Source organism: Bacillus sp. FSL R9-9410, from assembly GCF_038050385.1.
Classification (GTDB): Bacteria; Bacillota; Bacilli; order Bacillales; family Bacillaceae_G; genus Bacillus_A; species Bacillus_A cereus_U.
Genome location: NZ_JBBOTV010000001.1, coordinates 2,279,030 through 2,302,760, shown reverse-complemented (window position 1 = coordinate 2,302,760; position 23,731 = coordinate 2,279,030). Strand labels below are relative to the sequence as shown.

Below are 23,731 nucleotides of genomic sequence, written 5' to 3'. Positions count from 1 at the left end.
AAATATGAAAGTACGGATCATTGTGAAAAATACAAGTGTATTAAAAATAGGGATGAGATGGTCGATATGAAAGCGATCCTAATGTCTTATATGTATATAGAATTTGATAACACTGTCTATTTTTTGGGGATCATGTTAGAAAAACGTTTTTTTGAGTACAAAGATATTGGAGGTAACAGAAGTGAAAGGTATGTTTTGCAAGAGATTCATTGCAATAGTAACAGTGCTTACACTATTTTGTAGCATGGTTGTTACATCTGGGAGTGCATCAGCGGAAACAGTCCCTGCTATAGACGTAGAAGCAGGATCAGCAATTTTAGTAGAAGCAAATTCCGGGAAAATTTTATATCAAAAAAATGCAGATGAATTATTAGCAATTGCTAGTATGACAAAAATGATGAGTGAATACTTAGTTCATGAAGCGGTGGATAAGGGGAAACTTAAATGGGATCAAAAAGTTAAAATTTCTGAATATGCATATAAGATTTCGCAAGATCGCTCATTATCAAACGTTCCATTAGAAAATGGTGGCTCTTATACGGTCAAAGAGTTATATGAGGCAATGGCAATTTACTCTGCAAACGGTGCAACAATTGCTTTAGTAGAAGCAATTGCTGGAAAAGAAGTCGATTTCGTAAAAATGATGAATGATAAGTCAAAAGAGTTTGGAATGAAAAATTATAAATTTGTAAACTCTACAGGTTTAACAAACCAAGATTTAAAAGGACATCACCCAGAAGGGACAACTCTAGACGAGAAAAATAAAATGTCTGCAAGAGATTGTGCAATTTTAGCACAACGTCTTATTCAAGATTTCCCGAAAATATTAGATACAGCAAAAATCCCTAAAAAAACATTCCAAAAGGGTGGCAAGTATCCGATTGATATGACGAACTTTAACTGGATGTTAAAAGGTTTAATTAAGCAATACGAAGGTGTAGATGGGTTAAAAACAGGAACTACTCCAGAAGCCGGAGATTGTTTTACTGGTACAGTAGAAAGAAACGGTATGCGTCTAATCTCTGTAGTGATAAAAGCAAACTCTCATACAGCACGTTTTGATGAAACAAAGAAATTGTATGATTATGGATTTGCGAATTTTGAAGTGAAGAAGGTCTATGGAAAAGATTTAGTAGTAAAAGGGCATGAAACAGTGCAAGTAGCAAATGCAAAAGACAAAGATGTAGTTGTTCAAACGAAGCAAGCTGTTTCACTTCCAATGCCAAAGGGCAACAATGACGTTTATAAAAAAGAATTTAAAGTATCGAATAAAGAACAAGAAGCGCCTATTAAAAAAGGCGTAACAATTAGTCAAATGATTATATCGCCTAAAGATAGTACAGATCCTGGATTTTTATCAGGTAAATCATTACAAGTAGACCTTGTAACAAGATCTGAAGTAGAACAAGCTAATTGGTTTACACGTTTAATGCGCGAAATAGGATTTTTCTTTAGAGGTATGTGGAATAGTGCGGTTGATATAGTAAAAGGCTAACTTTGTAGGATAAAACTAAATATTAGCCTGAAATAAAAGGTTTCAAAGTATTATAGATTCTTATGTGGATGGCTTGGAATTGAAGATTGCATTAATTCTCAAATTTGGTTCTTCGGAACTTTCGGTATTGCAATCAAGCTAAGATAAATTTGTATCCATATAATCAAAAAATGCTATTCTTTTTGTAGAAATATACAGAAAGGATGGCGTTTATTATGAATTGTTCGATTCAAAGGGTTCTGGTGCAAGGTTAGTTTAATAAAGTTACATGATGAAAAAACATTCATTATTCCATCAAGTGACAATAAAAATTGATACCTGGTACTTATTTCTGTTATTAACTTTTATAAAAATTTAATAAAATCTTTTCTTTCTATTAAATATTTTGTTTTAAATTAATTATATAAAGAAATGGAGGCCAGAAAATGAATTTTTTAAAGAAATTTAAGTATCTCTTTATAGCGTGTATCCCTATGTATATAGTTATTCTTTAATTTCAATCGAATAAAAAAGCAAGGTATTCGAGAAAAAAGTACGGTTTTAATGGATGGTACTACGGTACCATACAGAGAAAACGCTCTCCCATACAAAAGTAAATGTACCGAAAGTGATAAAAGCGAATGTTATATGGAGGGAACCCCCTAATAATTTCACCTGAAAATCGGTAATTAATGAAACAAAGAATAACAAAATGATACATGATTACGAGTTAATATCCCAAAAAGATAGGATTACTAGTGACAATCTTTGATACTGACAAGTGAGGTGACGTCGATGAGAGGGACATTAATAAAAAGTGGAGTATTTATTTTAGTTTTAACAGGAGGGCTATATCTTACAAAATACGCATATGACCATCATACTAACCGAGTTAAAGTAAGAGACACGATTCAACAAATATCAATAGAGCATGGTATACCGCCATGGATTCCTTTATCTATTGCATTCCATGAAAGTAAGTTTGATCAAAATGCAGTCGGAGATCAGGGCACATCATTTGGACTGTTTCAGCTCCATCGAGGTGGACTAGCACCTAAAGATTTAACGAACGAAGATTTGAAAAATATAGAAACGAATACTCGAATTGCAATATCTAATATGACAAATGCATATAACTGTGGTTTACAGCAAAATTTAAAAGGGCCAGAGCTATTAAAACATGTTGCTAATACCTCAGGGTGGCCTGGAAATAAGGGTGTTCAATGGACAGATAAACAGACAGACTATAACGAGGGGTTAGAAAAAAGTTTTAAAATGTTTTCTAAACGACAATACGATTTTATAGAATGAAATTTCTTTTTTCTTTCTATTATTATATAACTTATGCCTAAATAAGAAAGTTCCCTTATACAGACACATAGATTGACTTTGTACTGCTTATATTAGGAATTTAAAGAAACAATATGTATAATTCTCCCACTACACTAGTATAGTGGCCTTTATTAACAGCAAAATCTACAATTTACAAGGAGAACATTTTATGAGTAAGAGAATAAAAGAATTAGATTCCATACGAGGATTAGCAGCACTTACAGTGGTATTTGGACATTTTTGTTTAATGCTACCATCGTTGCCTAATTCTATTAAATTTTCCCCGCTTAGGTTTTTATGGGCGGGTGGAGAAGCTGTAATCGTTTTTTATGTACTAAGTGGTTTTGTGTTATCTATGGCACTTTATCATTCAAAAACAAATTATTGGGGATATTTAATTAAGCGATTTGTACGAATCTATATCCCTTATTATTTTTGGATAATCATTACCTTTGCTTTATTTATTTTGTTCTCGCCGTATGAAGTGGCTGGACTACGGGATTGGTTCTATGATAGGTGGCAAGGGTCTATAACAAAAATAGATATTATAAATCACATTGTGCTTCTTAATAACTTTTTTACGGAAAATTATAATCCAGTTATCTGGTCATTGGCTCAAGAAATGCGTATATCTATTGTGTTTCCTTTGTTATTCCTTCTTTTTTATAAACTGAGTTGGAAGAAAACGATACTATTTGCTTTGAGCTTTTCTTTAATTAGTGTTTTCCTTAATATGTTGCATATAGGGAAAGCAGAGGGATTTTATAATGGTTATGCTGATACACTGCATTTCACATCGATGTTTATGGTTGGAATGTTAATTTTTAAGCATCAGGAAAAGCTTATCTACTTATATAGGAATATGAAAAAATTTAATAAAGGATTTCTTATTGCATTAGGGGTTATTCTATATTTATATTCCATTTTAATTTATGGTTTTTCCCGTAATGATACTACTTTCTTATTAAAAGATTGGGGTGTCGTAATCGGTGTTAGTATATTTATAATAATGGCCATGAGTAACCTAAAAGTGAAAGCATTTTTAAATAAGAGTGTATTTGTATACTTAGGAGAAATTTCATACAGTATCTATTTGTGTCATTTTCCAATCATGATGGTACTATTTAAACTTTTGTATACAAAGATACCTATCTTTTTCCTTCTTGCTTTGTGTATTTCAATGACAATACTTTTTTCTATAGTTTCGTATCATTTAATTGAAAAGAAATGTATCAACTGGGCAAAACAAAGAACAATAAATTTTCGGAAAAAAGTGTAATGCTTGAAGGGATTTTATTTCTTTAGTAAATATACGTATATTACCGGTTCCTAAGTATATTAGGAACCGGTCAATTACGGATTCTATATAAACATACTAAAATTGAATAAATTTTTAATTTTATACTTAACTCCAAAAATCCTCTTACTAAAGAGAATCTTCGTAACGTTTATCCAAACATAGCCGAAAATACAATTAGTAAAACGCTAGTTTCCTTGTAGCCGCTTGGTCAAATAAAACTGGTTTCAAGAGGAAGAAATGCTCAATGTATACAGGTTTAATTCTGTATTAATAATTATTAGGGGTAACAACACATTGCTATCTATATCTAGAATGTTATATAAAACTATTGAATATTTTATTCGTAAAAACAGAGGTGTAAAATGAATTTTATTTCCGAACTACTTGTTCCCGTTGCAATTCCTACAATACAACTCACATTCTTGTTACTACTCATTTTTGTTTTTAGCTACTTTGTAGTATACAAAAAGGTATGTAAAGGAGGAAAAAAATTCACCGTACAACAAATTATATTGTTTATGTTAATAATAGGATATTATTCCCTTGCATTATCAGCTACTTCATTTGGTCGTCCAGATGACATAACTTTTGCAAGAACAATTGACTTTGATGTACTTAGTGTTTATAAAAAAGCATGGAATACCTTTTCATTTTCTTCTTTTTTCCATATCATTGTGAATATAGGTATGCTTTTTCCGTTAGGAATTTTATTACCTTTATTTAGTAATGTTTTTCAAAAAACAAAATGGATGTTAATCATCTCAATTATAGCAAGTTTATGGATTGAAATCCTTGAATTTACAATGCAACGTGGAAGTATGGAACTAGCCGATTTACTTCATAATACTTTAGGAATGATGCTAGGATATTCTATGTTAAATATAGTTCTTATATTGTTGAAGAAAAAAGAAACGGATACACAAATGACCAAATATTTATTTCTTCCGATTACAGTAAGTTTTGTTGCACTTGGAATAATGATTTCGTATCAAATGAAGGAATTTGGGAATACGCCTTTAGATCCCATTACAAAAACAGACATGACTGATGTCACTATCAAAACATCAATAGAGTTAAAAGACGAAGGTAAAAAAATGCCTGTTTACAAAGAGGAAATTACAAAAATGCCTAATGACAATGAGCCAGTTACAAAAAAATCACATATTCGAGATGTCGAAATTCTGTCTCCCAAAGAAGTATTTCAAAAACTAAAACAAGGAGACTTTGATCCTATAATATCTTTCAAAGCAGGTGATACATTAGTCATTACAGATTATAATATAGATTACTACGCTGATACAAAAGGCTTTTCTCAACCTATATATGTTTTTCAAGTACGCTTAAATGATAATGGGAAAGATAGTTGGTCTCAACCTATTTCTGCGAGAAGATAACGTAGATTTTCATGTTTTTGTTCATGTGAAATAGTTTAATCGAGTTGTCTTGCTCATTTGAAAAATCTCCTATGGAATTTAATTGAAATTGAAAAACATTTAAGAAGAACAATTACGCTGTGGGCTATTGTATAGTGTAGATATGAATAACAAAAAAGGGGGACTAGATATGTGGAAGCGATTTGTAGCGATTGGTGATAGTTTTACAGAGGGGATAGGGGATGAAGTTGAGGGAATAGCATTAAAAAGCTGGGTAGATCATTTTGTTCAACTGTGTGTAAATGATTTAAAATATGCTAATTTTGCAAAACGTGGGTTAGTAACTAAAGAAATTCGCTCACAGCAATTGGAAAAGGCATTAACTTTTAATCCAGATTTGGTTAGTCTAATTGCAGGTGCAAACGATGTTTTAAAAGGACGTTGGAATCATCATGCATATAAGAACGATATGGAATTTATGATAGATACATTAAGTAAAGCAGGTGCTGATATTATTATAGCAAACCTTCCAGATTTTACTGTTAGGCTTCCATTTCCTTCTGAAAAAAAACAAGCATTAAAAGAACAATTATTAGAGGCAAATGAAGTTATACTTTCACTGAGTAGAGAGTATAAGCTTCATCATGTTGACTTTTGGAATCATGATTTAGTTAATGACAATACGCTATGGTCTACGGATTTAATTCATCCGAACTCAAAAGGATATGTAAAAGTTGCTGAATTGATTTTTAGTAGTTTGCCTGTACAGAAGTCAGAATAATAGTTCACGATTTAACAAATATGATATAATTTGTATTAAGAGATGTTTTTTAAGGAATTCCATCAAGTTCTATATTGGTATCTTTTAGACAAGAAATCGAAAAAAACCTCAAGTATATAATTCATGCTTGAGGTTTTTTATAATAAACAAGAAAAGACACCCTAGGGTGCCTTCCTCTGACTTGAACCATCTTAATTTTAATAATATTGGGCTCCCATCCAATATTATTTTATCACGTTAAGTAATATTGTTCATTGAGAAATATGATTCAAATCTATATTTTGTTTTAATCCAAAGTAGACTTCTGAATCTTAAGCATCATTGCTACGTCTTTGCCAATTTATACGGATTGAGAGCTGTCGGTTTTATATGTCATAACATGATTTTTTGATTTCAGTAAACTCTTGTATTCCCACCTTTTTTTGGTAGTTGTCTAGAATCTATATTATAAAATTGAGCACATTAATTAAGGATTGTAAAAAAAGAGGTCATCCATCCTATGCCTAAATTACGGTTAATACCTTCTGATTTGAAACATATTTCTAGAAGAGAACATGAAATCCCTGAAGGTGTAAAAATGATTAAGGCGCCAAATATTTGGGAGCACGGGAGTGAAGTTAGAGCAAATTTGAACTTTGTACAAAGGTGGGAAAGAAGAATCTCACTAATTGATGTTAAAAGAGAAGATCTAAATGGCATATAAAAACGGGCCCTAACCTAGATTTATCATCCATAAAATGTCCCGTTTAACTGTTTGGCCAAATAGTTAGTTAAGAATTAAGGTTCTGGTGCAAAGATAAAATAATAGAGAATATAGCGCATATATTTCGAGCGGAATTGTATTTTATGCTGTTAGCCCAAACACTTGAATAGGTTTTGCTTTTCCATACTGATCACGTCCTTTTTTAGAGTACTAGTATCAGTATGTCCAAGTTTCAGAGATTAGTTACAAATGAATAGCATAGTTAAAACATTCTAGTACAAAAAAGGTTGAGGAATATTGGATATAAAATATGATAAATACGAGTTATTAGAAATATTCGAGAATGAACCAGAAGATAATTATATTCCAGGTGCGGGTGCGTATAGATATAGCAAAATCGATAAACTTGGATTCGAATTGGTAATGATTATGTTCTATTATGATGCAACTGTTGAATTAAAAATGCTTTATGAAGACAAACGTATCATTGAAACCAAGATGGAGTCGGTGAAACAAATTTATACGCGTAATGACTCGCTATACATTCAAGGGGCAGAAGCAAAGAAAAGAATCGAAGTGAAATTCAAGCCACATTTTACAGTTGAAATAGAAGAATTCTAAAAGCTGAAATATAAGGTGTTTTCTTATACAAAAAGCGCCTACATCGGCACCTTTTGTATTTCTTAAAATGACTTAAGATGCGTTTACTTGAGTTCATTAGGTAGTTAGAGCTTGATAGACTAACTTAAACGAAAAATGTTGAACAGTTCAATTTCATTACACATCAATATATCTAAATAAAAGATGCAATTGTGTATCTCAATTTCTGTATCATGATTTCCAAACTTGACTCACGAATAGAAAAACAGTGAGCATAATAATAATGATGCTTATCCGATACATCCATGGATTTTCTTCTTTTTTCCCGTTTCTTTTCTTTCTTCGTTTTGCTAATAGCCATAGTCATTGAGATGGAGGAAAAACAACCAGTTATTGAAGAGCAGCTAATAAGTATACTAAATCAAGAAATCCTAAATAGTATTGAGTTTTATATTCAAAAGATGAACACCTATAAAGAGAAGAATAATAAAAGTATACGTGAGTTAGCAAAAGAAATAGAGATTTCATATTCAACACTTTCAAGGATGTTATGTGGTAAAAGAAAACGATTAAATGATCATACCAAGATTAAACTCGATAAGTGGATAGAGAGACAAGAGGTAGTGAATTTATTATAAATTTACTACCTTTTGTAACATCATATATTTTCACCATATCTTGATATAATTACGTGAGAAAGAAATATACTTTTGTTATGTTAACAAGGAATACTAATAGAAAAGCGTGTTCCTTTTCCTTCTTTACTCTCTATGTCTATATCTCCGTTTAATTCTTTAATAGTACTGTAGGCAATCATGGTACCAAGTCCAGTGCCTTTTTCAGTTGTTGAATAAAATGGTAAGGCAATTCGTTTTAGTTGTTCGGAGGACATTCCAATTCCTGAATCAATAATATCAATAACAACATTCCCTTTAATTTTTTGTATATTAATTTGCAATACTCCACCATCTATCATAGCCTCGATACCGTTTTGTATGATGTTAGTTAAACACAGTTTTAATTTTTCAGGATCAGCATTTATAAAAAGGGAGTCTGTAATATTCAGTTTTAATTTAACATTGTACGATAGAGCGATTGGTGAAATAGCATCTTTCACCTGATTTAAAATGTGATTAATATCTAGTTTCTCTTTTATAATGTTTTGTGGTTTGGTTAAAGATAAATAGTTATTTATAGTAGATTGTATTTGCTGCATTTCAAGTAACATAATTTCTAAGTACTTATCTTGAGACATCTTAGTGTTCTCATTTTCATTTAATAATTGAGTGAATCCATGTACCGTGGTCAGTGGATTATGAATTTCATGCGCAATAGATGCAGCTAGTTCACTAGCTATATAAAATTTTTCTGCTCTTTGCATTTTTTCTTTCATTTTAAATTTCTCAATCATTCCCTCTATTAAATAAACGGATAATAATACTGTAAAAATATTAATGACTATATAATTTAATAAAAATTCAATGAGAGTAGAGCCAATTTTACCACCTGTGTTTATTTGAGTTATAATACCAAAGATAGAAAGTGAAGTTGTACATATCAAAACAAGTAGTATGCTTAATAATATCTTTTTTTCCTTGAAATAAATGGGTAACAAGTAACGAAACATTATTGTAATACCAGTAATAATAGTAAAGATAATAAATGATGGGAAAACTCCGCTTCCGCCTAAGTAAAATCTATAAGAAAGATATAAAATTCCTATAGAAATAACGCTCTTTGTATTTCCATATAGAAAAACTAATATTATTGGAATAAAACGTAAATCATAAATAAACCCAGCATGTAAATGAAAAGGAAAAGTCATACAAAAAATAATTGCAATGGAGGAAAGAACAGAAATTAATATATTATTACATGCTATTTTTTCTTTATGTTCTAGCCAAAATACTTGATAGCTAAGGATACAAATAATAATAATAAAGGTATTTAATAATAGTGTAGAAATTCCCATAGTTTATGCCTCTCTGTTAGTTTGTATGTAGTATTATGAATGAATTTAATTTAGATTTTCTATCTTTAAAAAGAAAGGGAAGGGTATTTGAAAAGTGATCTTTTACTATGTATATTAGAACCGGTGAGGAAGATAGAAAAATTATCTATTAAAAAAGCTATTTTTAGTTATGTGCATTACAAATTGAAAGTAGCCCTTGTATAGGTAACAGATAATGCAATTTTTAGAATAATTACGCTTTTTAAGGAGTGAATATTCTGGAAAATAAGTATGGATGGCGACAGATATTTCATAGCCTTCGCTATATTAACATGAAATTTATCGAATTACAAAGTGAAAATTAAAAATTTTTATTAGTTTATTTTATTTGAAAACGAAAAAGTATTCAACAGAATGTCACGATTTCATTGTAATATTGCTTTCTTACTTTAGTTTCCATAACTATGATCAGTGCTATGACTTACATAATAGGAAATGAATAACAGCTGATGAAAATCCCTTAAGGAAGTTCATATTTTTTCAAAATGTATTATGCTGCAAGACAGATTAGTTTTAACGATTAAAAAACTGTTGGGGTATTCCAGCAGTTTTTTGTTTTTGTGAAAGAACTGGATCCGTTATATTAGAAAGTTGTAGTATGCCAGATTGTATGAGAAAGATGGTTGATATTTTATTAACAAAACTTGGAGAGTCACTACGTCCAATTATCCTATTAGTGAAGGAATGGGCGACTAATAATATGGAGAAGGTTTTGGAAAACAGAAATAACACTAAATAATATTTTAAACCTGTAATTGGTCATTACAAACAGCTTAAAAAGAAAAAACGATTGCCTCTTAGGATCCAAGCAATCGTTTTTTTATTTTTTTCGGAGATGAAATTTGTGTTTTTGTACCCTTTCTCCATCAAGTTAAAAAAATGTTTGTTCCCCAGTAATGAAAAAAATGAATTTAATTCTCATAAATAACTGTAAAGTGATAAAAATTTCGTTTTGGGGGTAATTCAAAATCTTAAGTTAATGGGCATGGGTTGGAACCCTTTCTTTGTTTAGACCGGATATCCGCCTGTTGGCGGTGGCCAAGCACTAAATAATCTACGAATCAGCACAATTTCTCCTAAATGGTAGGAGTTGTGAGATGCAATATTGCGTAGAACACCGCCCGGGGTTTCACCAGGCCATTCCTCCAATGTTTTGTCCAATTGAACGGTTTGGGCAATCGCGCATGCCTGTTCAATCCCCTGAAGAAAATACTGAATAATCTGTTGCCACTCTTCCTCACTGCCAGGACATTTTTCTTCAGGCCAGCTCTCTTTTACATGGGCAGGCAATGCAGGCTTCTTCCCCTGAGCGGATAATAAGAGAAAATCTTGCCAGTAGGTCATGTGTTTCACTAATTGATAAATAGAATAAGGCAGTTCCTCTCTGCGTTTTCCCGCAAGCGCCACGTCTATATCCGACAAAGCATTCTTGATGGGAAGATGTCCTCGTTCTCCTCTTAACGATTTTACTAATGCCTCGCTAAACGCTTTATTTGATTGTTCCATAATAACTGACTCCCATCCTGTTTTATTTTCTAATTTGCTGATTTTATGGTTCCGTCTCTTTTATATGCACTAAATATATTATAGAAGATTTACGACTATTAAGAGAAAACAAAATAAGGCAAAAATAACAAGAATTACTGACTTCTTAACGTACAGGAAATCGGTGGTTTTTATTTAAATAGTAACTTAACGTACAATTGTAGTAACAGATAAATCGAAAGTTCGAATAACAACATCCAGGTCTGCGTTAATGTCAGCCACTTTTGATTTTAGCTTTTCCGATCCCTCCTGAATTTTATCCAATTGATTTTATCGTGAATGAACTATGAGTCGATTATAATGGTTAGAGTGAACTCTAAGTCAAGAAAAAAATAATAAAAGGATAGTTAGTCCATTATGAGGGCTAACTATCCTTTTCATTTACTAAAGCAAACCTTGATGAATGAAATAAATCTCGATGTAAACTATTAAATATCAGTTCACATTTGAAACCTTTATATTATTGAATTGATCGCAATTTACCCATTTTCTTCGAAAGCTTAAATTGTACCGCAGGTACCATCTTACTGTTAATAAGATTAGTCCAGGCTGATAATGTACTTGATTACGTCCTTTTTTAGAGTACTAGTATCAGTATGTCCAAGTTTAGAAGGTTACTTACAAACGTTGTGGGGTGTTTGCACCAGAACCCTTTTTTCTGTGAAAATACTTTGGATGAGATCGAACCATTACCATTATGATCAAAAATACTACCTCTTTCAACTAAAGAAGTAGTAATAGTAACTGAAATAAAATTGTCAAAACAACACTAATAATGATAACGATTGCTAAATATATTTGCTTCTTTTGTTTTGTAAGAATCTTAAAATTCTCCCTCTTCGAATGCCATTTAATCATAAATTTAATTTTTTTTGCAAATGTGGAACTATTTCATTACGTACACTGTCTATTAAGCGTTAAAACATTTTTATTTAATATTTTAAGAAAGGAACAATCAATTATAACTAAAGGAGTAGATTGAATTGAAAAAAATATGGATGCTGCTTTTCTTTTGTTTTGGAGTTATGTTGGCAGGATGTAATAAAAACGAACCGCCAAAACAGGCATTTGAAGAATATATTAATTTATGGAATGATAAAAAATTTGCAAATATGTATGATCATTTATCAGAACATGCAAAAAAAACGATTTCTAAAAAGGATTTCACCGAGAAATATGAAAAAATCTATGAAGGTATTGGAGTTGAGAATTTAAAAATTAAAACGAAAGGAGAGAATACTAAAGATAAAGAACGTTTTCTTTTTGAAGTTAAAATGGATACGGATGGAGGAACAGTTTCATTCATACATGAAGCAAAACTTGTGAAAGAAAAGGAATCTTGGAAAATAGATTGGACACCAGACTTCATTTTCCCAGGTATGAAAAAAGATTATAAAGTACGTATGCAAACAGAGCAAGGAAAACGCGGAGAAATATATGATCGAAATGGAAAAGGGCTTGCAGCGAATGGTAAAGCGACTGAAGTTGGAATTATTCCAGAGAAACTAGGTGAAACGGCAGCGCAAACGAAAGAAACAGTAGCAAAACTACTTGATATGTCTACAGAAGAGGTCGATCAGAAGCTCGCAGCGAAATGGATAAAACCAGATTCCCTTGTACCAATTGGTATTTTAAAAGAGGGAACCAGACAGAATGATTATATTGAATTAGAAGGAGTTTCATCTCGCCCAGTAAATATTCGTACGTATCCATTAGGAGAAGCAGCGGCACACTTAACGGGATATATAGGAAAGGTAAATGCAGAGGAGTTAAAATCACTTCAAAAAAAAGGTTATCAAGCAGATGATTTAGTGGGTAAGACAGGTTTAGAGAAAGTATTAGAGAATAAATTGCGTGGTGAAAAGGGTGGACGCGTATTTATGGAAGATGAGAACGGGAAAGAGATTAAAAACGTAGCAAAAAAAGAAGCAAAAGAAGGGGAAAATGTTACGTTAACAATTGATGCCGCAATTCAAGAAAAAATCTTTAATGAGATGAAAAATGAAGCAGGATCTAGTGCAGCGGTCAACCCTAAAACGGGTGAAACAATCGCACTTGTAAGTAGCCCTGCTTATAATCCAAATACAATAGTTAGAGGAGCATCAAAAGCTCAACGAGAAGCATGGAATAACGACTCGAAAATGCCAATGATGAATCGCTTCACAAAAGCATTTGTACCAGGTTCTGTATTTAAAACGATTACAGGTGCAATTGGTTTGGAAACGAAAACAATAAATCCTAAAGAAGAATTTAAAATTCAAGGATTAAAATGGACAAAAGATTCATCGTGGGGAAATTATTATGTAACACGTGTGAAGGAAGCTAGTCCAATTGATTTTGATAAGGCAATGAAGTACTCTGATAATATTTATTTTGCTCAACAAGCTTTGAAAATGGGGAAAGATCAGTATGTAAATGAATTTAAGAAATACGGATTTCATGAAAAACTACCAATCGAATACGAATTGCCTATTTCAACAATTGCAAAAGATGGGATAAAAAACGATATTCAACTAGCAGATACGGGATATGGACAAGGACAAGTATTAATGACACCACTTCATTTAGCATTAACATATGCACCGATTGTGAATGAAGGGAATATTCCATCGCCTCATCTTTTAAAAGAAGCAAAAGTAGCGGGGAATTGGAAAGAAAATGTGGTTTCTAAAAAGAATCAAGAGATATTAAAAAGTGCATTAATAAAAGTCATTAATGACCCTGATGGAGCGGGGAGAATTGCTAAGGTTGATGGTGTAACTCTTGCTGGTAAAACTGGTACAGCAGAACTGAAAGAGTCGAAAGAAGCAGACGGAAAAGAACTTGGATGGTTTGCAGCTTTTGATGCAAATGCGCCAGACATGATTGTTACCATGATGATTGAAGATGTAAAAGGAAGAGGGGGGAGTAATGTTCCAGGCGAAAAAGTAAAACATGTTTTTCAGAAATAACACTAAATTATAAGGTGAAATCTTTTACTAAATTTATTATATGTATGCTTAACTCAATGGTATAAATTGGGCAAAACAAAGAACAATTAAGTTTCAGAAAAAGCATTCTCCCTAATTGAGAATGCTTTTTCTATGTTATTGTGGCTCTAGAAAGTTGATATCGCATCATTTTCATTATTTGCAAGTACGGGCTGATTGGTAGTTTGTCCTAAATACTGATTTAAAACCAGAGGGTTCAGTCGGAAGTGCAATTCCGATTGGGACAGGTACTAATACAGCTGGTGATAAAAAATTTGTTCATTTTTATTTTCATATCTGAAATCTTGGTGTTGCTAATAGTAAATATAACAGAAGAGCAAATTGAAATAGACAAATGAGGGTGATTTTAAACTTTAACAAAACAGTTATTTAGTAAAAAATAAATAGAGCACACAAATAAGTATGCTCTTAGAAAAAATAGGTGATACAAATCGAGTGTTGCGTGAAATTTAAAAAATCATAATCAGATTTTTACGAGTGAATTTTTAACATTGTATGCATTACTTGTTTTTTTGGAGCCTGTCATAAAAAAGACTGTATAGGTGATTATCTAATGAAATGTATTGCACACCTTTACATTATACAGGAGGATTCTTCTATCAAAAAAAAGATAAACAATGGAACAAATGAAACTTGTATCATGTCTATATATTGAAACCATATTAAAAGTGAGGGCAGTTTTATGTTTATTCAAATAAGTTTGAGGTGTGGAAATGGAACAGAAGTTTATTGAAAAATGTAATCATGATGAGCTTGACTATGTTATTAAAGACTATTGGCAAGATGTATGGAATTATTCATTTATTATTACGAAAGATCCGCACTTATCAGATGACATCACGCAAGATGTATTTATAAAGGTTTTTAAAAATTGGCATTCGTTTCGAAAGGAGTCATCTATTAAAACGTGGATATTAAAAATTACAAGAAATACGGCAATAAACTATTTGAAATCCTCTTATTTTAAAAGGATATCTTTAGTGGGATTTTTTAGTGACGATAAGCAATCTCCATCGGCAGAACAAGAATTTTTTAATCAAGAGGAAATGAATGATGTGTGGGATGTTGTATTAAAACTACCTAAAAAACACCGCGAAATACTAATATTGGACGCGAAATATGAATTATCTTATGAAGAAATGGCTGAAACATTAGGTGTATCCATTGGAACAGTCAAATCTAGGTTAAGCAGAGCAAGAAGTAAAGTTTCAAAACTAATAGGGGAGGGTAGAAGTGATGAACAGTAAAAAAAATCCTGACTGGTATAGCAAATTAAAAAACGGACCAATGGAGCGTCGTAAAGATGAAGAAGAATTTATTAATAAAATAAAGCAATCGGTATACCAAAATAGTGAAGTAGATTCTGTAACATACAAGAGACCATTTCGTAAAAAAGCATTGCCTATTGTAGTTGTTTTGATTTGTACAATGTTATTTTTTATTGTTCAACAACCTTGGCTTGATGATAATAAATCACCGGTACAAAGTAGTACTCAAATTAAGCCGAAAACAAAAGATGAGTCTGCTCAAGATCCATCATTAAAACAATTTATGAATGATTTATATCGAAGCACAAATTCAAAAAATGAAAATGATTTGTATAGAGCATTAAATGATGAAGTTCTATTTAAAGGGAAGAGTTATAAGAAGGATGAATTGAAGTTTGATGAAGATATTTTTCATGAGTTGCAAGTCGCTCTTACAATGGGGGGAGAATTTGCAAATGATACAAAAAAAGTATACAAAGTACCAAGTGGATTGACAGAAAGTAACCAACCAAAGCAAGCGCATTTTATATATGCAACGGTTACTGGAAATAAAACAAAAATTTTAGCTGAACCAAAACGAGAATCACAAGTTTTATATGAAGTATCTAATGAAATGGTAAAAGCTTGGATTCCAGAAAAAGTGCAAAAGGATGGATATATAAAAATATCGACAATTAACGGTAATACTGGATATGTACAAAAAGAGTATGTTTTAACTGATATTAAGTATTCATTTATGTTCGAAAAGAATGATAATGGTGAATGGAAAATAATAAATATAGATTCTATATGGTAAAAGAGGAAGGTTCACTTTAATGAACCTTCCTCTTTGTTATTATTTTCTTTTTGAAGTGTATGCCAGGACTCTAAAATTTCTGATGTAACGAGAGCAGCGATGTTTTTTTCTGAATTACTACCAGGAATAACGACAGAAATGGCGATTTGTGGATCTTCGGTAGGAGCATATGCAATGAAAAGAGAATGATTTATCATTCTTTCTTGCTCGTTCGGAGAACCAGTAATACCCGTTTTACCTGCGACATCAAAAGGTAAGTTTTTAATCTCCTGTATATTTTGACTCATCCCACCTTGCACGACACTCCAAAATTTCACAGGATAACGATTTGAACTTTCTAAGATTGATTTAAACTTGTTTATTTCTTTACCGTCTTGACCAATAATAGCACTTACGATTTGAGGTTTATATTTATCACCTTTACTTGCCAAAGTTGCTGCATATTGAGCGAGTTGAAGAGGAGTATGCACTTCATTGCCTCCCCAAGAGGCATTTAATAAAGCGGAGATACCATTTTCAAACTTATTAGATGGATGAAATTCATATTGTCCGTCTTCTTCAAAGGGTAAATCAATCCCAGTTTTAGAACGAAGGCCGAATTGCATTAAATAATCTGTCCATATATTTGCCACTTTTTCTATATTCCCATTATTTTGGTTGAATAAGGGAAGAGCTACTTTTGCTGTCATAAATGTATTAGATGAATTAATGATAGCCTGACTCGGTGTAATTTCACCTGTTGGTGTTCCAGGTGCATTAGTAATGTTATTTTGATTATCATACTGAAAAGTACCTTTATCTAAATAAGTATCTTCGGGTTGAAAAAGCTTTTCGTTTAATCCAATTAAAATAGTAAGTGGCTTTATAGTAGAGGCCATATTTACATAAGATTCATCAAACTTTAATTTTCGAATTGCTTTATTTTGCGAAAGTGATTTAATGTTTTCTTTTTTAGATGATACATGTGTATTTAATATATTTGGATCAAAAACTGCCGAGTTGGCCATAGTTAAAATTGCACCAGTTTTTACATCGGTTACTACTGCATAACCAGCATTAGCATCAGGTACTTTCTTAATTTGAGATTTTAATGCTTCCTCTGTTTTTTGCTGCAACTTAGAGTCTAAAGCTAGCCTGACATCTTTTCCTTTTTGTACTTTTTGAATGTTCCATAAGAACTTTTTATTATTCATTTTAAAAATAAGAGTTTTTCCTGGTTTTCCTTTTAAATCATTTTCATATTGAAGCTCAATCCCACTTTTTCCAACAGGTCCATACTTAGAATTACGGTCATTTTCTACATACCCAATTACCTGTGAACCAATTTCGTGTTTGGGATAATATCGAATGAATTCGTCTTTGATCACTACATTTTTAGGTTTATTCTTGTTTATGAATGAAATTTCATTTTCATTTATATCAGAGTATAAGGATATTTCATTCATAGTCTGCTTTTTACAAGATTGTTGTAATTGCGATTTTATGCCCTCTGCAGAAATGTTATGTTGAAACTCGCTTGAAAATTGATTGAAAAAAGCTAATGTGTTTGATGTATCTTGATTCGATAGCTTTTCATCATTAGAAGTACAATATAGAGACTCAACTTTCTTATTTGTAGCTAGTATTATACCATTTTGATCAAAAATTTCTCCTCTTTCAGCTGAAGAAGTTGCGATAGTAATTGAAATGAAGTTGATTTTTAATAAAATTATTAAAATCAAACCTACAATAGAAAGAACCGCAAAAAATCTCCATCTTTTTGTATGTAACATATAACCCTCCCTTATGTAGCCTATTTCATCTTATAGTTAATTATTTTTTTTGTAAATGTGGAACAACTTTATTACTTAGGTTGTCTATTAAGTATTACAGCATGAAGAAAGGAACAATCAGTATGAAAAGTTACTAGCAAGTCTATGTGTAAGTTTAATATGAGTCAGTATACAGTTTAGCATTTCTAATGCAAGTGACAAAAAAATAGAGAGAAAAACAGGAAGGGAGATTTATTAATTACGTGGCTAAACCAAAAGGAATTGGTGCTTACAAGGATTTAGAAAAAAAGATAAGACCCTATTTATAACTGAATGGTGGTTTCTAATATATAGGGAACGTATTTAGTATATTTCTTTACTAAGTATTAGTGAGGAGTTCCGGAAGAATTATATGGAGGATTTATGAAAAAACAAAAAGGAAAGAAGCAGCAGACATATATATCTATTCGATTAAATATAATGTTCCTTTGCATATTTTTACTATTTTCAGCAATTATTATTCAACTAGGAAAAGTACAAATCGTTGAGGGAGAGGCTTATAAAAACCAAGTGGAAAGTGGTCAAAATGCAACAACTAGTATTCCAGTTCCACGTGGACAAATTTTAGATCGAGAAGGGAAAATGGTTGTTAATAATCGATCTCTTCGTACGATTACGTATACAAGGGTGAAGGGCATAACTGGTGAAACTATTTTAAAAACAGCAAAAGACTTGGCGAAAGTACTTGAAATGCCTGAGCAAGATATAAATAAGTTAACCGATATCGATAAAAAAGATTTCTGGATGCAATTGAATACGAAACGTGCGGAATCAAAGATTACTAAAAAAGACATAGGAAAGTTTAAAGAAAAGGGAATAGAGGGAAAAGAGCTAGACAAAAAAATTGAAGACTTAAGACGAAGTCGCGTTACAGAAGTGGAATTGGCAGAACTAACAGCACAAGATTTAAAGGTGTTAGCTATTAAAAGTAGAATGAGTTCCGGTTATCAATTAACACCACAAATTATTAAAAAAGATGTAACAGATCAAGAGTATGCGCGGATAAGTGAAAACCTTGCGGAGTTTCCAGGAGTAGATGCAACGGTTGATTGGGAACGTAATTATGTAAATGGTAATTTATTTCGTTCAGTGCTAGGTAATATTACAAGTAGTGAAGAAGGATTACCAAAAGAACACTTAGATTCCTATTTGGTACGTGGATATAATCGTAATGATCGTGTGGGGAAAAGTTATATTGAACAACGATATGAAGATGCATTACACGGTACAAAAGAAGAAGTGAAAAACGTTACTGACAAATCAGGAAACATTATAAATACAGAAATTATCTCTAAAGGAAAAAGTGGTAATAGTTTAACATTAACGATTGATATGGAATTACAAAAGAAAGTGGAAGAAAGTATAGAGAAAAATTTGAGAGCTTTTAAGAGTTCAGAGCCACTGTTGGACCGAGCGTTTGTCGTCATGACAAATCCAAATAACGGACAGATTTTATCTATGGCAGGCAAAAAGATTGTAGAAAAAGAAGGGAAAATAGAGATTGAGGATTTGGCATTAGGTAACATGACAACTTCGTATGAGCTAGGGTCAGCTGTAAAAGGCGCAACGTTATTAACTGGATATGAGACAGGGGCAATACAGCCAGGAGATCAATTTTATGATGCACCGATGAAATTTAAAGGTACACAAGCCAAGAAATCATGGAATGTATCCGGATTTGGTAATATTAATGATTTACGAGCGTTACAAGTATCTTCGAATGTATACATGTTCCAGACAGCTTTAAAAATTGCGGGAGTTAATTACGTACCAAATGGTTCGTTGGATATTAAACAAGAAGCATTTGATACGATGCGCTATTATTTTAAACAATTTGGTCTAGGTGTCCCAACAGGTATTGATTTACCGAATGAAATAACTGGACAAACGAGAAAAGTAGATAGTCAACCTGGGTTTTTATTAGATTTTTCTATCGGTCAGTATGATACGTATACACCATTGCAACTGGCACAATATATTTCAACTATTGCTAACGGTGGATATCGAATGCAACCCCAAATTGTACAGGAAATAGGAGAACAATCAATAAAAGAAGAGGAAGTTGGCAAAGTTATACACTCTATAGAGCCTGTCGTATTAAATCGAGTTGATATGAAGAAAGAAAATATTGATCGAGTAAAAGAAGGCTTTAGATGGGTATTTCAAGAAGGTGATGGAACTGGCGTGAAGTATTTCAAAAATGCGCCATATAAACCAGCAGGAAAGACAGGGACAGCTCAAACTGTATATGGTGGAGATGATCCAATTGGTAGAAATACAAAAGGAGAACGTATGGAATGTTACAACTTAACATTAGTTGGATATGCTCCATATGATAATCCAGAAGTAGCATTTTCTGTAGTAGTCCCATGGCTTCATGATGATAAAAATGGTATTAATTCTATAATTGGAAGGGAAGTTTTAGATGTATACTTTGATTTAAAAAAGCAACGTATACAAGGTGAAGCTGCTAGTACAGATAGTTCGAATCAAAATTAGTAAAATTTGTGTGATTTTCTTAAGGAAAGAACCTGTTTATATAAAAGATTTTTTAAGTTAAAGAAATAGTTAGATTTGAAAAGAGAAATAGCAACTATCATAGTTGTTATTTCTCTTTTTGTTAATACCTCTGTTACTAGTTAAAAAGTTTTTTAAGTTTATGGAACAAACTTGTTTCGTTGATTGTCTGTTATGTGTACGTATAAAAACAAGTGTTCAAATAGGATACAGTGTATTGAATTTACTACTTGTTTTCAGTATTGAAAATTTGAAAGGAATGATGATTTTGAAAAACAAGAGGATGCTAAAAATAGGTATATGCGTTGGTATATTAGGTTTAAGTCTTACAAGTCTAGAAGCTTTTACAGGAGGGGCATTGCAAGTTGAAGCGAAAGAAAAGACCGGACCAGTTAAACATAAAAATCATGCGACTTATAAAGAATTCTCTCAACTTGAGAAAAAATTTGATGCTCGATTAGGTGTGTATGCTATTGATACTGGTACAAATCGAACAATTGCTTATCGGCCTAACGAAAGATTTGCCTTTGCATCAACCTACAAGGCGTTAGCGGCAGGGGTATTGCTGCAGCAAAACTCAATTGAGAAATTAAATGAAGTTATCACTTATACGAAAGACGACTTAGTGGAATATTCACCTGTTACTGAGAAACATGTAGATACCGGAATGACACTAGGAGAAATTGCTGAGGCCGCCGTTCGTTCCAGTGATAATACTGCAGGGAACATTTTATTTAATAAAATAGGTGGACCTAAAGGATATGAAAAAGCGCTTAGACAGATGGGTGATCGGATTACTATGGCTGATCGCTTTGAGACAGAGTTAAACGAGGCTATTCCAGGAGATATTCGTGACACTAGTACAGCGAAAGCAATTGCTACTAATCTTAAAGCCTTCACGGTCGGAAATGCGCTTCCAGCTCATAAACGTAAAATTCTTACAGAGTGGATGAAAGGAAATGCTACAGGAGACAAACTTATTCGTGCAGGCGTACCAACTGACTGGATAGTTGGAGATAAATCAGGAGCTGGAAGTTATGGGACACGAAATGATATTGCTATCGTTTGGCCTCCGAATAGAGCACCTATTATCATCGCAATTTTATCTAGTAAAGATGAGAAAGAGGCTACCTATGATAATCAACTAATTGCAGAGGCAGCTGAAGTTATAGTTAAGGCTCTTAGGTGATAATCTCTCAATTCTTTATTTAATGTAATTGAAAATATGAACTTGGAAAGCGATTCTTTTTAATGTGAAAAGAATCGCTTTTTTGTATTCCTATAATGAATAGTAAGTATATAAGCGAAAATTATTATTTCATGGACAATTTATCCTCTAAAGTGCATGAGGGAAATTTTCTCCTGTGGTGTTCGTAGCAATATGATTATTATGTATACGATAATAATATTTTGGAGTAGTTAAGCTAGATACTCCTATATGGATATGTAATTTTACATATCCATATAAAAGACACATATGTGTTAATCACTATTAAATTATATTGAAATCATTTTTAGATAAGGGATTCATATAGATTTAAGGGAATCAAAGAATTTTTATGTTTAATTATCATAGTATAATTATTTCACTTTATGAAATGAAATTTGTATTTAACTTTTTTAAATATAATATTTTTAAATTCGAATAATAAATATCTGAAAAATTAAATTTAATCAATGTGATTTTCAGGTTTACTTATGAAAAACATAGTGTTTAAAATGAGGGGGAAGTAAGGTCCTTATATTCTATCAAAAATCAATAAAAAACGAGATACGATTACTCTATCGAAAAAAGTTCTATCCTCAAGTGTGTGTGATGAAATCCTAACGTTAGGTTGTACAACATTTACGATTAAAACTGTAAAAAACAATAGTGAAGAGGTGTACGGAATGAAGAATAAAATTATGACAGGATTTTTAATAACATCAATCGTTACTGGAGCGACTATTCCTATCAATACTCTCGCAATGCCAATCGTTCAGGCAGAAACGAAACAAGATAATATAGATATTTCCTCAGCATTACGAAAAATAGGTGCACACTCCAAATTAACACAAACCTTTATAGATGGAGCCTTAGCAAGTCCGAATGTGCAACTTGAAGAAGTTCCATCTTTAAATACAACTCAATTTCTAATTAAACAAGATATGAAAGAGTGGTCATCAGAACTATATCCAAAATTAATTCTACTAAATTCAAAAAGCAAAGGATTTGCAACCAAATTTAATAGCTATTATCCAACATTAAAAGGATTTGTAGATAATAAGGAAGATAAAGAAGGGTTTTTAGATAGACTGGAAGTTCTTCAAGATATGACTATAACAAACCAAGAAAACGTGCAACGTCAGATTAATGAGTTAACAGATCTTAAACTACAGGTAGATAAGAAACTGAAAAATCTTGATACAGATGTGGTAAAAGCACAGAGTGTACTTAGTTCAGAGGGAACAGGAAAAATAGACAAGTTAAAAAATGAAATGCTAAATACAAAAAAATCAATTCAAAATGATTTACAGCAAATAGCATTATTACCAGGAGCTTTAAATGAACAAGGGCTAAAGGTATTCCAAGAAATTTATAGTCTATCAAAAGATATCATTGAACCGGCTGCTCAAACAGCGGTAGTAGCGTATAACAAAGGAAAAGAAATAAACAATGCTATTGTAGAAGCAGAGAAGAAAGCAGAGCAAGAAGCAACAGAAAAGGGAAAATCAGCTATAGAAATTGAAGCTGCCAAAAAAGAAGCACGTGAAGCGATAGAGAAAAGTAAAAAAGGTGAAATTGCTGCAGCTGCAGTTACAAAAACGAAAGAGTATGATCTTATGAAAGTGATTGATTCTGAAAAAATTAAAAAAACATATAGTACCTTTGCCGAAATTAATGAACTAACAGCAGAGCAAAGAGCATATTTAAATGATTTAGAGAAACAAAATCAGACATTATATGACTTAACAACTAAATTAACAGTAGCAGATTTACAAAAATCAATGATTCTTTTCATGCAAAATGATTTGCATACATTTGCTAATCAAGTAGATGGAGAAATTGAGCTAATGAAACGTTATAAAGAGGATTTGAATCTAATAAATAATAGTATTACAAAATTATCGACTGAAGTTGATACTAATAACACTCAGTCTCAAAAAGATACATTAAGACGACTAAAAAATGTAACAAATCAACTCGAAGAACAAGTTAATAAATTTTAATATTGAGAAATAAGGTTTAA

At 31.9% G+C, this 23,731-nt stretch carries 16 protein-coding genes and 4 pseudogenes; 15 read left to right on the top strand and 5 right to left on the bottom strand.

Annotation, left to right across the window (positions count from 1 at the left end):
• Nucleotides 1-181: 181 nt before the first annotated feature.
• From MKX77_RS11995 to MKX77_RS11960, 9 genes and pseudogenes are all read left to right on the top strand, one after another.
• Nucleotides 182-1,495 carry a D-alanyl-D-alanine carboxypeptidase family protein gene (locus MKX77_RS11995; RefSeq protein ID WP_341306753.1) on the top strand — a complete coding sequence of 438 codons (1,314 nt, stop codon included), beginning with the start codon at nucleotides 182-184 and terminating at the stop codon, nucleotides 1,493-1,495.
• Between the two features lie 774 nt (nucleotides 1,496-2,269).
• The gene (locus MKX77_RS11990; protein WP_341306752.1) at nucleotides 2,270-2,785 is read left to right on the top strand and encodes a transglycosylase SLT domain-containing protein; all 516 of its coding nucleotides are present in this window, start codon (nucleotides 2,270-2,272) and stop codon (nucleotides 2,783-2,785) included.
• A gap of 142 nt (nucleotides 2,786-2,927) precedes the next feature.
• On the top strand, nucleotides 2,928-4,085 hold the full coding sequence (locus MKX77_RS11985) for an acyltransferase family protein (protein WP_445819102.1): 1,158 nt from the start codon (nucleotides 2,928-2,930) through the stop codon (nucleotides 4,083-4,085).
• Nucleotides 4,086-4,174: 89 nt separating this feature from the next.
• Nucleotides 4,175-4,306 (top strand): annotated as a pseudogene (locus tag MKX77_RS30675) (Fic family protein); the annotation flags it as partial.
• Between the two features lie 162 nt (nucleotides 4,307-4,468).
• On the top strand, nucleotides 4,469-5,500 hold the full coding sequence (locus MKX77_RS11980; protein WP_341306750.1) for a VanZ family protein: 1,032 nt from the start codon (nucleotides 4,469-4,471) through the stop codon (nucleotides 5,498-5,500).
• 142 nt (nucleotides 5,501-5,642) lie between these two features.
• Nucleotides 5,643-6,260, top strand: a complete 618-nt coding sequence (locus tag MKX77_RS11975) for an SGNH/GDSL hydrolase family protein (protein WP_341306749.1) — start codon at nucleotides 5,643-5,645, stop codon at nucleotides 6,258-6,260.
• Between the two features lie 499 nt (nucleotides 6,261-6,759).
• The gene (locus MKX77_RS11970) at nucleotides 6,760-6,963 is read left to right on the top strand and encodes a hypothetical protein (RefSeq protein WP_002109970.1); all 204 of its coding nucleotides are present in this window, start codon (nucleotides 6,760-6,762) and stop codon (nucleotides 6,961-6,963) included.
• Nucleotides 6,964-7,260: 297 nt separating this feature from the next.
• A complete protein-coding gene (locus MKX77_RS11965; protein ID WP_341306748.1) occupies nucleotides 7,261-7,584 on the top strand; it encodes a hypothetical protein in 324 nt (107 codons plus the stop codon).
• A 338-nt stretch (nucleotides 7,585-7,922) separates the two neighbouring features.
• Nucleotides 7,923-8,201, top strand: a pseudogene (locus MKX77_RS11960) (hypothetical protein); the annotation flags it as partial.
• An 80-nt stretch (nucleotides 8,202-8,281) separates the two neighbouring features.
• Here MKX77_RS11960 and MKX77_RS11955 read toward each other — a convergent pair.
• From MKX77_RS11955 to MKX77_RS11945, 3 genes and pseudogenes are all read right to left on the bottom strand, one after another.
• Nucleotides 8,282-9,535 carry an ATP-binding protein gene (locus MKX77_RS11955; RefSeq protein WP_341306747.1) on the bottom strand — a complete coding sequence of 418 codons (1,254 nt, stop codon included), beginning with the start codon at nucleotides 9,533-9,535 and terminating at the stop codon, nucleotides 8,282-8,284.
• Nucleotides 9,536-10,582: 1,047 nt separating this feature from the next.
• Nucleotides 10,583-11,080 carry a DinB family protein gene (locus MKX77_RS11950; protein ID WP_002109976.1) on the bottom strand — a complete coding sequence of 166 codons (498 nt, stop codon included), beginning with the start codon at nucleotides 11,078-11,080 and terminating at the stop codon, nucleotides 10,583-10,585.
• A 192-nt stretch (nucleotides 11,081-11,272) separates the two neighbouring features.
• A pseudogene (locus tag MKX77_RS11945) lies at nucleotides 11,273-11,368 on the bottom strand (SDR family NAD(P)-dependent oxidoreductase); the annotation flags it as partial.
• Between the two features lie 734 nt (nucleotides 11,369-12,102).
• Between MKX77_RS11945 and MKX77_RS11940 the strand changes: the two are divergent.
• From MKX77_RS11940 to MKX77_RS11930, 3 genes are all read left to right on the top strand, one after another.
• Nucleotides 12,103-14,070 carry a penicillin-binding transpeptidase domain-containing protein gene (locus MKX77_RS11940; protein ID WP_341306746.1) on the top strand — a complete coding sequence of 656 codons (1,968 nt, stop codon included), beginning with the start codon at nucleotides 12,103-12,105 and terminating at the stop codon, nucleotides 14,068-14,070.
• A gap of 752 nt (nucleotides 14,071-14,822) precedes the next feature.
• Nucleotides 14,823-15,356, top strand: a complete 534-nt coding sequence (locus MKX77_RS11935) for an RNA polymerase sigma factor (protein ID WP_341306745.1) — start codon at nucleotides 14,823-14,825, stop codon at nucleotides 15,354-15,356.
• Nucleotides 15,346-16,173: an SH3 domain-containing protein gene (locus MKX77_RS11930; protein ID WP_341306744.1), complete on the top strand. Its 828-nt coding sequence runs from the start codon at nucleotides 15,346-15,348 to the stop codon at nucleotides 16,171-16,173. The genes MKX77_RS11935 and MKX77_RS11930 overlap by 11 nt, the downstream gene beginning before the upstream one ends.
• Nucleotides 16,174-16,184: 11 nt before the next feature.
• On the opposite strand, the gene MKX77_RS11925 is transcribed toward MKX77_RS11930, so the two are convergent.
• A complete protein-coding gene (locus MKX77_RS11925; RefSeq protein WP_341306743.1) occupies nucleotides 16,185-17,945 on the bottom strand; it encodes a peptidoglycan D,D-transpeptidase FtsI family protein in 1,761 nt (586 codons plus the stop codon).
• Between the two features lie 402 nt (nucleotides 17,946-18,347).
• Here MKX77_RS11925 and MKX77_RS11920 point away from each other — a divergent pair, with 402 nt between their 5' ends.
• Together MKX77_RS11920 and bla are read left to right on the top strand one after the other, a co-directional pair.
• Nucleotides 18,348-20,483 carry a peptidoglycan D,D-transpeptidase FtsI family protein gene (locus MKX77_RS11920; RefSeq protein ID WP_341306742.1) on the top strand — a complete coding sequence of 712 codons (2,136 nt, stop codon included), beginning with the start codon at nucleotides 18,348-18,350 and terminating at the stop codon, nucleotides 20,481-20,483.
• 280 nt (nucleotides 20,484-20,763) lie between these two features.
• Nucleotides 20,764-21,690 carry a class A beta-lactamase Bla1 gene (gene bla / locus MKX77_RS11915; protein ID WP_445819113.1) on the top strand — a complete coding sequence of 309 codons (927 nt, stop codon included), beginning with the start codon at nucleotides 20,764-20,766 and terminating at the stop codon, nucleotides 21,688-21,690.
• A 19-nt stretch (nucleotides 21,691-21,709) separates the two neighbouring features.
• Here bla and MKX77_RS30670 read toward each other — a convergent pair.
• Nucleotides 21,710-21,784 (bottom strand): annotated as a pseudogene (locus MKX77_RS30670) (undecaprenyl-diphosphatase); the annotation flags it as partial.
• A 607-nt stretch (nucleotides 21,785-22,391) separates the two neighbouring features.
• Here MKX77_RS30670 and hblC point away from each other — a divergent pair.
• Complete coding sequence (gene hblC / locus MKX77_RS11910) at nucleotides 22,392-23,711, top strand: hemolysin BL lytic component L2 (RefSeq protein WP_341306741.1); 1,320 nt, start codon at nucleotides 22,392-22,394, stop codon at nucleotides 23,709-23,711.
• Nucleotides 23,712-23,731: the final 20 nt, after the last annotated feature.